At 57.5% G+C, this 12,271-nt stretch carries 7 protein-coding genes; 4 read left to right on the plus strand and 3 right to left on the minus strand.

Features of this window, described 5'->3' with window-relative positions; translation table 11 throughout:
• The first annotated feature begins 118 nt into the window (after window positions 1-118).
• From EH31_RS05135 to EH31_RS05145, 3 genes are all read left to right on the plus strand, one after another.
• Entirely contained in the window at window positions 119-1,033 is a 915-nt protein-coding gene (locus tag EH31_RS05135) for a glycoside hydrolase family 16 protein (RefSeq protein ID WP_051699003.1), read from the plus strand.
• Between the two features lie 112 nt (window positions 1,034-1,145).
• A complete protein-coding gene (locus EH31_RS05140; RefSeq protein WP_034958462.1) occupies window positions 1,146-3,539 on the plus strand; it encodes a glycoside hydrolase family 3 protein in 2,394 nt (797 codons plus the stop codon).
• A 54-nt stretch (window positions 3,540-3,593) separates the two neighbouring features.
• Window positions 3,594-5,177 (plus strand): sodium/sugar symporter, encoded by a 1,584-nt coding sequence (locus EH31_RS05145; protein ID WP_034958464.1) that lies wholly within the window; start codon window positions 3,594-3,596, stop codon window positions 5,175-5,177.
• A gap of 30 nt (window positions 5,178-5,207) precedes the next feature.
• Here the strand turns inward: EH31_RS05145 and EH31_RS05150 are convergent, their stop codons facing one another.
• Window positions 5,208-7,295, minus strand: coding sequence for a glycoside hydrolase family 97 protein (locus tag EH31_RS05150; protein WP_241765830.1), 2,088 nt, complete (start codon window positions 7,293-7,295; stop codon window positions 5,208-5,210).
• Between the two features lie 156 nt (window positions 7,296-7,451).
• On the opposite strand from EH31_RS05150, the gene EH31_RS05155 reads away from it, so the two are divergent.
• Complete coding sequence (locus EH31_RS05155; protein WP_034958465.1) at window positions 7,452-9,140, plus strand: CRTAC1 family protein; 1,689 nt, start codon at window positions 7,452-7,454, stop codon at window positions 9,138-9,140.
• On the opposite strand, the gene EH31_RS05160 is transcribed toward EH31_RS05155, so the two are convergent.
• Window positions 9,137-10,510, minus strand: a complete 1,374-nt coding sequence (locus EH31_RS05160) for an alpha-amylase family glycosyl hydrolase (RefSeq protein ID WP_034958466.1) — start codon at window positions 10,508-10,510, stop codon at window positions 9,137-9,139. The genes EH31_RS05155 and EH31_RS05160 overlap by 4 nt on opposite strands.
• Complete coding sequence (locus tag EH31_RS05165) at window positions 10,507-12,126, minus strand: MFS transporter (protein WP_034958468.1); 1,620 nt, start codon at window positions 12,124-12,126, stop codon at window positions 10,507-10,509. The genes EH31_RS05160 and EH31_RS05165 overlap by 4 nt, the downstream gene beginning before the upstream one ends.
• Window positions 12,127-12,271 lie beyond the last annotated feature (145 nt).

Here is a 12,271-nt window from a genome sequence, read left to right on the forward strand (position 1 = left end):
CGCCGGGAGGCGGAGCCAAATATGGCGCGCCTCCCGCCTCGATTGACAAGATGGGATTGGACAGATGAGACGCATCGTTTTCACGAGCTTGGCTGCCGGTATGGGGCTTACCTGCCTTATGGCGGGCATGGCAAGCGTGGCAGGCGTCGCGGCCCTGGAAAGCAGCCCGACATCCGCAGCAACAGAGGCTTCTCAATCTTCTGCGGAACAAACGCCGTCAACGAGCGCCGAAACCAAGGTGCCTGCAGGCTTCGAACCTGTCTGGTCCGACGAGTTTGATCAGCCAGGACTGCCCGATCCAACAAAATGGAAATACGACACCCATCGCAACGAGCAGGGCTGGTACAACAACGAAAAACAGTACTATGCAGCCGGGCGTCTCGAAAACTCGCGTGTCGAGAATGGCAACCTTGTTATAGAGGCGCATAAAGAAGATCTGGCACCTGCCGGTTTCGCTGATTGGGGCGGACAGGAATACAGTTCGGCGCGCCTCATTACCCAAGGTTTGGGCGACTGGACCTATGGCTTTTTTGAAATTCGCGCTAAACTGCCGTGTGGCACGGGAACATGGCCTGCGATCTGGACTCTACCATCAGACCCCGATGTGGTTTGGCCCGCGGGCGGCGAAATTGATATTATGGAACACGTCGGTTTCGAGCCGGGTGTAATCCATCATTCCATTCACACCACCGCCTTCAACTTCTTTCGCGGCACGCAAAAGACGAGCCAGCATGAAGTGCCCACCGCGTGCGATGCCATGCACAAATACCAACTGTTATGGGCGCCTCAATTGCTGATGTTTGCAGTCGATGATGCGCCCAAGTTCCTTTTCCGCAAAGAGAGCGACAAACAGACGCGCTGGCCTTTCGACAAACCTCAACACCTTCTCCTGAACATCGCTGTAGGAGGCACCTGGGGCGGGCAGAAAGGTATTGATCCCGATGCGTTCCCGGCGCGAATGGAAGTGGATTATGTCAGGGTCTATCGCCCCACGAGCCTGATCGAAGCCGAAAGGCAGGGATCAAGCCAATGATCCGGCCACACTTCAAGGCATTTCATATTCGCTTTGAAGCCCCGGTTTCCGGAGCGCGAGCCCCGGGAAGCACTGCCCACCCTTCTTGATGTAAGATGAGAGAAACAGGACGATGAAACGCTTCGCACTATCGCCGCTTGCTGCGCTTGCTTGTGGCACAATGCTGACGGCCTGTTCGGCGAATGTTTCCGGCGATACCCGCCCTGTGGTTTCGGCATCATCGGTAGAGGCTCCCTTGACCGGAGAAGCGCGGATCGCGGATCTCGTCTCGCGCATGAGCTTGGAGCGCAAGGTCGCTCAACTTATCATGCCCGATATCGGTTCGATCACGCCTGAAGATGTGGCGAAATATCGGTTTGGTACCGTGCTGAACGGTGGCAATTCAGGGCCAAACAACAATGATCTGGCGCCTGCGCCCGAATGGTTGGAACTGGCGGATGCATATTGGGACGCCTCGGTGCAACCTTTGCCTGATGGCGAGCCGATTATCCCTGTGCTTTGGGGGACGGACGCGGTGCACGGGCATGCCAATATCATTGGCGCGACCGTCTTCCCGCACAACATCGGCCTTGGTGCAACCGGCGATACCGATCTTATCCGCCGCATCGGCCACGCCACTGCAATCGAGATCGAAGCCACCGGCATCGAGTGGACCTTTGCGCCGACCGTCGCGGTTGCCCGCGATGATCGCTGGGGCCGCACATACGAGAGTTATTCCGAAGACCCCGCTCTGGTCTCGGCGATGGGCGCTGCCATGATCGAAGGGCTTCAAGGACGACCCGGCGATCCCGATTTCCTTGGCGAAGGACGCGTGGCAGCAACTGCCAAGCACTTCTTTGGCGATGGCGGCACCGAACAAGGCGTCGATCAGGGTGATGTAAACGGCGATCTGGCTGAACTGATGGCTATCCACGCAGCACCCTATCCCGCTGCGATCGAGGCGGGCGTCGCCAGCGTTATGGCCAGCTTTAACTCGATCAACGGCAGCAAAATGCACGGCAATGGCCCGCTCTTGAACGATGAATTGCGGGGCAACCTTGGTTTTGAAGGCCTCGTTGTCGGCGACTGGAATGGCCACGGCCAAGTCAAAGGGTGCACCAACACCGATTGCCCGCAGGCCCTGCTTGCCGGGCTTGATGTCTATATGGTTCCAGAGGACTGGAAGGGCCTCTACGAAACGCTCATTGCGCAAGTGAAAGACGGCACCATTCCGATGGAGCGGCTCGATGAGGCGGTTTTGCGGGTTCTTCGGATGAAAGACCAGCTTGGCATGTTCTCGACCGAAGTGCGCCCGTCTGAACGCGCCAATGCCGGAAAATGGGATTTGCTGGGCTCGGACGCGCACCGCAGCGTAGCGCGTGAGGCGGTGGCAAAATCGCTGGTGCTGCTCAAGAATTCGGGCGTTCTTCCGCTCAAGGAAGGGGCCAACATCGTGGTTGCTGGCACCGCTGCTGATAACATTCCGCAACAAGCAGGCGGTTGGTCTGTCACCTGGCAGGGCGGCGGAGAGCTGACGGCGGAACACTTCCCCGGCGCAACATCCATCTTCGCCGGCATTTCAGAGGCGGCCAAAGCCTCTGGCGGCAATGCGACCCTCTTGGCTGAGGGCGGCGTGCCCACTGCAGGCGCAGCCGATGTTGCAATCGTGGTTTTTGGCGAAAAGCCTTACGCCGAATTTGTCGGTGACCGCAAAGACATGGTCTTCCGCGATGAAGAGGGGCTGAAGCTTCTGCGCGCTTATCGCGAGCAAGGCATCAAGACGGTCGCTGTTTTCCTTTCGGGTCGCCCTATGTGGATGAACCGCGAAATCAACGCCGCTGACGCTTTTGTCGCAGCATGGCTTCCGGGCAGCGAAGGCGCAGGAGTGGCCGATGTCCTTTTCGGCAGCCGTGCCCCTACTGGACGGCTTTCGTTTAGCTGGCCCATGGCGTGCGACGGCAATCCGGTAAATGGCCCGCAAGGATCGCTGTTCCCGTTCGGGTTCGGCCTTGATTACGGCGCGGCGAGCGAGATTGCCTACCTTGATGAAACCTGCGCTGTCCTGACCGCTGGCGGCAGTTCGCAATGGTTTGCGGCTGGGCGATTGACCGAACGGGTCAAGGTTTTGTCCAAAGGCAACGAGCTTCCCGACTTTCGCGGCAGCGCGGGCGGCGTTGTCGTTCGCGGGCTTGATCGCAATGCGCAGGAAGACGCACGCGCAATCGCCTTTGGCCCCGGCACCGCTCTCGATTTCAGCGGGCCGCAAGGGGGCAACGCCTACCGGATCGAATATCAGGTAGCACAGCGCCCTGCCGGACCAGTTGTTCTGTCAAGCGGGGGAAGCACGCTCGACATCACGCAAAACCTGTCGGTTGCAGAAGGCAAAGGCTGGCGTGAAATGTTGCTCACCGAAGAATGTCTTGCCGGGCTAAGCAATGCCCTTACAATTCGTTCTGAGGCACCTTTCAAAATTCAAATCGCCTCAATTGCAATGGAAGATGCTGAGGGGACACAGTGTTCGTTCTAAGGTTTTTTCCAAAGCTTTGAGCATTGCAGAAAAAATAAAACGGGGAGAGCGCGGGTGACGCTGGAGACAATCGATATCGTAATTATTGTGGGCTATGCGATTGCATTGCTCGGCATCGCATTGTTTGTGAGCCGCGAGCCTGCGGGCCACGATAAGAACACCGAGGATTATTTCCTGGCTGGCCGCGCGCTCCCTTGGTGGGCAATTGGGGCTTCGCTCATCGCTTCCAACATATCTGCTGAACAAATCATCGGCCAATCGGGTCAGGGTTTTGCCGTTGGCGTCGCGATCGCAGCATATGAATGGCAGGCCGCGATTGTCCTTATCATCGTTGCCAAATACTTCCTGCCGATCTTTTTGAAGCGCAAGATCTACACCATGCCCCAGTTCCTTGAACAACGGTATGGCGACGGGGTGAAGAACCTGATGAGCGTCTTCTGGGTCGCGCTTTACACCGCTGTGAACCTTACTACCGTCCTGTGGCTTGGTGGGCTTGCGGTGCAGTCACTTACGGGCTGGGGCATCATGTATTGCATGATGTCGCTTGCCGGGTTTGCCGCGCTCTATTCGCTTTATGGCGGGCTTAAGGCAGTTGCTCTCACCGATATCATCCAAGTGGTCATACTTGTGCTTGGCGGTCTTGCGATCACGTGGTTCGCCTTGGACGCGCTACCAGCGGACGGTGCCATTGCAGGCTTTGGTTATCTCATGGGTGAGATGCCGGGTCATTTCGAGATGATCCTTGAACCAGACCACCCTGCCTATAACGATCTGCCGGGTATCTGGACGCTTCTGGGCGGGCTTTGGGTGCTGCATTTCAGCTATTGGGGCTTCAACCAATACATCATTCAACGTGCCCTTGGCGCAGAGAACCTTGGCGAAGCGCAAAAGGGCCTCGCCTTTGCCGCTTTCCTCAAGATCCTTGTGCCGTTCATCGTTGTGGTGCCCGGCATTGCGGCGGTGATTTTGGCACAGCAAGGCGTACTCGATGGAGCGGCGCTGGCGGAAAAATCGGACCGCACGTACGGCGAGTTGATGGCCTTTGCACCGGCGGGTCTTCGCGGGCTTGTCTTTGCGGCCCTTATCGCAGCGGTGGTGTCATCGCTTGCCTCGATGATGAACTCGATCTCAACGATCTTCACCATGGACATTTACAAAGCGGCGCGCCCTGACCAGGGGGATCACCACTATGTGACAGTCGGCCGGATCGCAGCGTTTAGCGCGATGGCAGTCGCCCTCGTCCTTGCCCGCCCATTTATCGGCGGGTTTGAAAGCGGGTTCCAGACGGTTCAGGAATATACCGGCTTTATTGCGCCGGGCATCGTGGTCGTCTTCCTGCTTGGCTTCTTTGACAAGAAAGCCAACGCTATGGGCGCCTTTACTGCGCTGATCGGATCGCTTGTGGTCAACATCGCGCTGAAGTTCGGCATGCCGGATGTGCCTTTCATCATCCGCATCTGGTTCGTCTTCCTGGGCGCTTTGGTTGCCGCAGCTGTGGTATCACGAGCCACTGCCGCGCCTGATGAAGAGCGCACCGTGAAGCTTTCCGACATCGCCTTTGCAACAAGCACTTTGTTCAACACGCTGGCTGCAATGACAGTGGCAATGCTGGTCGGACTTTACGTCTGGCTGTGGTGAGGTCTGGCCAAGCAGACCTCAACAGCCCGCTTAATTCTTTGCGATAAAGCGAACCGCGATCCCGCCCGATGGGGCCAGCTTGGCAACGACCACACCCCCGCCTTTTACATCGGTTTCTTCGATTACAATGTCGTATGGGTTGGTGTCCCAATGCGCATGCGGTCCGTCGCGGTAAACTTGCGCGGTGTAGCTTTTGCCCGTTTCCAAAAAGGTAAGCGGGATCTCGATCACGCGCTCTTCCTCGTCCGTTACAGCGCCAAGGAACCACTCGCCTCCTGCGCGCCCCTTACGCGCGATTGCGACATATTCGCCCACTTTGCCCGCGACAGCGACGCTTTCTTCCCAATCGGCCTCGACGTCCTTGATGAACTGGAAGGCGTCCATGCGCGCTTCGTAATTCTCGGGCAAATCAGCCGCCATTTGCAGCGGGGAATAGAGCACAACATAAAGTGCCAATTGCTTGGCAAGCGTTGTTTGCGGACGGTTTGAGGGATCACCTCGCTGCATATCTTCGCGCAAGGGAGGCTTCTCATTGGGGCGAAGGTCAAAGATGCCGGGAGTGAAATCCATCGGCCCAGAAAGCATCCGCGTGAAAGCGAGGATAGAGATATGCTCTGGCGGGTTGGGCGGCGTGCCCCATGCGTTGAACTCCATGCCCCGCGCGCCTTCGCGGGTCATCCAATTGGGATAGGTGCGACGCAGCCCTGTGTCCTTCACCGGCTCATGCGCATTGATCGAAATGCGGTGCTTTGCCGCCTCTTCGACCACGCGCAAATGGTGGCCAACCATAAACTGGCTGTCGTGCCATTCGTACTGCTTCACGCCGTTGTCGTCATAGCGAACAATATCGCCAGCATCCGCGACGTATCCGGTTTTCACCTCGCGAATGCCGTTCGCCTGATAAAGCGCGAAGGCGTCAGACATTTGCGCCTCGTAATTGGCGACATTGCCGCTTGTCTCGTGGTGGCCGATCAGGCGAACCCCGCGCTCGGCAGCGTGTTCGCTCAGCATCGGCAGATCGAAATCGGGGTAGGTTTCGGTGAAGCTGAACAATGCGCCATTGTTGAACCAGTCGCCGTCCCAGCCAATGTTCCAGCCCTCGACAAGAACACCTTTGAAGCCATGCTTTGCGGCAAAGTCGATATGGCGGATAACATCGGCGTTGTTCGCGCCGTGGAGGCCGTCATTGCCCCCATTGAATCCCCACGTGCGGTCGCGAATGTGCATTTCCCACCAAACGCCGACATATTTGCCCGGCTCCACCCATGACACATCGCCCAGCTTGTTGGGTTCATTGAGGTTGAGGATAATGTCGGAGTTGATCAGGCCTACTGCATCAGGCGCGATTTGAATGGTGCGCCATGGGCTTTTGAAGGGCGCAACGGTGTGCACCTTCACCCCGTCAGAACCGGGGCGTAGAGCCGCCTCGAACGAGCCCGGACGCAGCGCTAATAGCGACATAGCAGAATAGTCCACCAGCGCGGCTTCGTGGATGCTGACATGCACGCCGTTTTCCTTGCGGAATGTCACAGGCGTGTGCGCATCATCGACCACGCCGGCTTTGCCCGTGCGATAGATGTATTCGTAGCGGTTGAACTGGCGGCTTGGCGTCCACCATGCGTCCGCCTTGTCGCCAATTGAAAACTGGGTCAGCTCGTCGGTGATCGCAATGGGGCCTTGGAAGGCGTCTTGATCGGCAAGCTCATATCGAAAGCCAACACCTGTATCGAACACGCGGAAGCGCACTGTGATCTGGCGCGCAGGCCCCTCTTCAGCGGCAAAGGTGACAGAAAGCTCTTCGTGGCTATCGCGCACCGTGCGGCGCTCGCCCCAAGGTTGCTCCCACGTCGCATCGTGGCTCGCGGTGGCAGAGCCCGCGATGGACAGGCCATCCTCAAACCCGTGATGGTCGCGAAAGAGCATGCCAAGGCGCGATGTGCTCACAGCCTCTTTGCCGTCATAGCTGACCGAATAGCTGGCGTGCCCGCCTTCGTCCGAAACGGTCAGAACGATGTTGCCATCGGGTGAGCTTGCGGAAATCTCCTCTGCCTGAGCAGGTGACGCAATCGCAAAGGTTACCGTCAAAGCGGCAACACATTTCATCCAAAGGCCCGGCATCAAACTCTCCCACTGCAAGGCATTTTCATTCTGCGGCGCAAATTTATGCAAAAACCTGCAAATTCCCGACGATGAAATGCGATTATCTCGAATTTTCGGCTTTTGTCCAAGCAATTTTTATGCAATTTTTTGCATATCCTTGGGGAGAGGATCGGGATGACATACAAGACCAAGCTTCGTTTACTGGCCACAGCTGCTCTTGCGGCGGCTCTGTCTGCTTGCGGCGGCGGAGGCGGAAGCTCCGGCTCAAGCAGCACGCCCGGCACAGGAACAGCAACCACACCTCCGCCAACAGGGACCGGGTCCCCGGCAAGCGCGACACTGCCCGCAGGTGAGGCCACAAGTTTCGTCAATCGCGCCGACGCTTTCGGGTTTTCCTTCGGCTTCGGATTTGGTCCCGGCCTCAACCCAATGGTCGCCCAGTTTGCAGGCGGCGCGGCATCGGGCGACATCGACAATGACGGTGATCTTGATGTGTTTGTGGCGCGCGGTGACAGCGGGCCAAACCTTCTCTTCATCAATCAGGGCGGGAGCTTTGTGGAAAGCGCGGCGAGTGCTGGCGTTGCCTTCACGCGAGGCACAACCAATGGCCGCCATTCTGGCCCGACCTTTGGCGATCTTGACGGCGATGGCGATCTTGACCTTATCATGGGCGGCCTTGAAGGCGGTCCGATCAAGCTGTTTGCCAATGACGGCACCGGCAAGTTCGGCGATGTGAGCGCGGGGTCCGGCTTTGACCTTGCCCGCTCTGACCACACCATCTCCATCGCGCTGGGCGATTATGATGCAGATGGCGACCTTGATGTGCTGATGGCGCATTGGGGAACCCCGCGAAATCCGGATATACCGGGCGAGACCGAAACGCTTTGGCGCAATGACAGTACGCCGAGCGCCATGTCCTTTGCCCCTGTTAGCAACACCAGCGGCATCTCGGCCCTTCTCGCTTTCGACCTTCCCCAGGGCGTTCTGGGCCCCAATTTCGATTACACCTTTGCCCCCGGCTTTGCCGATATCGACGGTGACCGCGATCTCGACATTTTGATGGTTTCCGATTTTCGCGGGTCCAAAGTGCTCATCAACAATGGCAATGGAACCTTTAGCGCTGCACAATTCACCCCAGACGATGAAAACGGTATGGGCGCGGCCATCGGCGATTATGACAATGACGGCGATTTCGACTGGTTCGTCTCATCGATCAACGGCAATCGCTTGTTCGAGAACAATGGCGGCGGCAATTTCACCCGCAATTCGGCCTCGGGCGTAGAGCCGGGCGGTTGGGGCTGGGGATCGTGCTTTGCCGATTTTAACGCGGACGGATGGCTCGACATCTATCAGACCAATGGCTGGGAAGCGGGCAAGGACCCGTCGGCCTCCAACTACGTCAACGATGTAACGCGCCTTTGGATGAATGCAGGCGATGGGACCTTCGCAGATGCTGCCGATGCTTCTTCCATTGCTGAGACCGATCAGGGCCGCGGCGTGATTTGCGACGACTTTGACAACGATGGCGATGTGGACGTGCTCTTGCTGACAGCTGAGGCCAGCAATGCGGCCTATTTCTGGGAAAACCAGCTTGCCAGCGCCAATACGGTGAAGGTTCGCCTTCGCGGCAAGGCGCCAAACACTTTTGCTGTGGGAGCGATCATTGAGATGACCGTGGCTGACACAAGGCAGACCCGAATGGTCGCGGTGAACAGCAACTTTACCTCACACAATTCGACCGATCAGATTTTCGGACTTGGTCCCAATACAACCGGGGCGTTGCGGATCATCTGGCCTAACGGCGCGGAGACGATCCGCCCCAATGCAGCTGCGGGCGAAACGCTCGTTATCGAACAGCCCTAGTTAGCGGTGTAGATGCGATAGTCCCATGGGCCCAGTGACAGCGTGCTTTGCGCATCAAAAGTTGCCGCATCGCCGCTTATCACATCTGTGAATTCGCCGTGATGCCGGGCCAGCTTAAAGTTCACATCTTGCGGCCGCGCTGACAGGTTGAAGACCGCGAAGACACGCTCCTCGCCATCGCCCCTCACAAAGCTCAAGATATCGGTCTGCGCTGAATTGGGCACTTCGACGAAAGGCGCACCGTGGCGACCATTCCACAGCGCTGGCTCTTTGGTCTTGAGGTCGATCAGGCGCTTGAACAAAGGTGCATATTGCCCTTCCTTCCACTTGATCTCATCCTTTTCAAAGAACGCAAGCTGGCGGTCCAGATCGGCCTCTTGGCCATTGTAGATGAGCGGAATTCCTGGTCCTAAAAAGCTCAGCGCAATCGCCGCCTCATAGGCTGGACCGTATATCTCAGAGGCCACACCATCCCATGAGTTTTGATCGTGATTGTCGGTGTAAACCATGCGCAACGCCGCATGTGGCCAAGTCGTCTTTTGCCCCAAATAATACCCGCGCATGGCGCCTGCACCACTGCCATCATTGACGAGTTCCTGCATCGCCTCTTTCCAGCCCCAGCCGTAGGTCGCATCAAAGGCTTTGATGTGCAGATCGCGCTGTTCCCATTCGGCAAGCATGAAGACCGGCTTGATCGTATCGAGTTCGCCGCGCGCCTTCTCCCAGAAGTCCAGCGGAACAAATCCAGCAACATCAGCGCGGTATCCGTCGACATCAAACTCGCGCACCCAATAGGTAAGGCTGCCGGTCATATATTCGCGCAAATCCGCATTCGAATAATCGAAGTCGACCACGTCGGACCAATCGGTGCCTTCGGGTGGCATCATGTCACCTTCGGGGGTTCGAGAATACCAATCGGGGTGCTCGGCCGTCAGCGGATTGTCCCACGCCGAATGGTTCGCCACCCAATCGAGAATCACCTTAAGACCAACCTCATGCGCTGCATCAACAAAGGCGCGGAACTCTTCTTCGGTGCCAAGGTCCGGATTGACCGCGCGGTAGTCTTTGACGGCATAGGGGCTGCCCATGCTTCCTTTGCGTTTTTCCTCGCCAATTGGGTGGATCGGCATAAGCCAGATGATATCGACGCCCATCTCGGCAAGGCGCGGCAATTGCTCTTTCGCCGCTCTGAATGTCCCCTCGCTCGTGAACTGGCGCGTGTTCATCTGATAGATCACCGCATCTGCGACCCAATCGGCGGATTGGACCTGTACGATATCGCTTGGCTCATAAGAGGTTGTCGTCGCCGCATCGCAGCTCGCAAGGGCAATTGCTACAACTGCGCAGGCGAGAGTTCTCATAGTCTTCATGCCGGTGCCGATGATCCTTTGCGCTCGTTCGCCGCAGCGCTTGTCCCGTCAGTCACAAAGAACGTCGCAATCGCTGCGAGCGCGAAAGACACCGCCGAAATGGCCATCGCATAGATCGGTTCGCCGTCGAAGAATGTGGTGAGCAAGAAGCCCAGAAGGGTCGCTGCGATGAGCTGGGGAACCACAATGAAGATGTTGAATATCCCCATGTAAATGCCCATTTTCTTCGATGGAACAGAGCCCGCCAAAATGGCGTAGGGAAGCGAAACGATCGATGCCCAGGCGATGCCCACCGCCACCATCGGAAGCCACAGAAGGTCAGGGTCGCGGATCATCAACATGCTGGCAAAACCCGCCGCGCCAATTGCCAAATTGGCCGCGTGAAGGTGAGTGCGGTTCATCTTCGCAGCAATGATGATAAAACCAAGCGCGGCGGCAGCTGCAACGCCATTGCGAACCGAGCCCAAAAGGCTCCACCAGTCGGCTGCGTCTTGATAGCCTTGCGTGGCGGGGGCGGGCGACATGAAATGGAATTCAGCCACCGCAGGCGTCCCGTAAATCCACATGGAGAACATGGCAAACCAGCTAAAGAATTGCACAACGGCAAGCTGGCGCATGGTTTTGGGCATGGCGAACAGATCGTTCACGACTTCCATAAAGCCGTTCTGGTCCTTGCCGCCTGTACGCATCATGCCAGCGACCAGTTGGAGAACGCCAAACGTAGCGATAAGGCCGGCAAGCACATAGAGCTCTTGCGCAACCTCAATCTCGCCAAGCCATTCGAGCCGCGTATCGCCCCTGCCGGCAAAGACTAACCCTGCAAAAATCAATCCTGCGGCAAGCCAGATAAGGCCGCCGGTGTTGAATTGTGACGCGGCACGCTGAACTGTGTCGCCGTCGCTACTGGAAATGCCTAGCGCTTCGTTGCGCGCCGCCTCGAACCCGGCAAGCTCGTCGGGTGAATACTCTTTCGTCTTGAACACCGTCCATGCGACCGCAGCAAACAAGGCCGCGCCGCCAATGTAGAATGCCCATTGCACCGTTTCGGGAATCTCGCCTTCGGGCGCGACGTTGGATAGCCCCATCCAATTGGTCATAATCCACGGCAGCGCCCCAGCGATCACCGCCCCCACACCGATGAAAAAGCTCTGCATCGCATAGCCCTTGGTCCGCTGCCTATCGGGCAAATTGTCGCCGATAAAGGCGCGGAACGGCTCCATCGTGATGTTCAGGGACGCATCCATGATCCACAACATTCCAGCGGCCATCCAGAGCGTGGGCGAATTGGGCATGATGAAAAGCGCGAGGCTCGCAAGGATTGCACCGATCAGGAAGTAAGGACGGCGTCGGCCAAAATTGCCCGCAAATTTGGCCCAAGTGTTATCGGAAAGGTGGCCAACAATCGGCTGGATCAAGAGGCCGGTCATGGGCGCTGCAATCCACAGGATCGCCAGCTCGCTCACTTCGGCGCCAAGCGTCTGGAATATCCGGCTGACATTGCCGTTTTGCAGGTCAAAGCCGATCTGGATCCCCAAAAAGCCGAAGCTCATGTTCCAGATCTGGCCGGCATTCATTGCAGGCTTACGGCCTTCCCCGCCTGGTTGCGCTGTCGCCATTATCCCTCTCCCTTCCAGCCCGGTGCAGTGGTACTGCCTACAAACTGGCGTCAGTATCATCCAACTCGGCCCGCATTGCAGCCGCAGATTTCTTCGCTCTCGTCGATCAAATTGCCGATACTGCAAAATTTTGCAAGTTTGTTTG

It is taken from the genome of Erythrobacter longus, from assembly GCF_000715015.1.
GTDB lineage: Bacteria > Pseudomonadota > Alphaproteobacteria > Sphingomonadales > Sphingomonadaceae > Erythrobacter > Erythrobacter longus.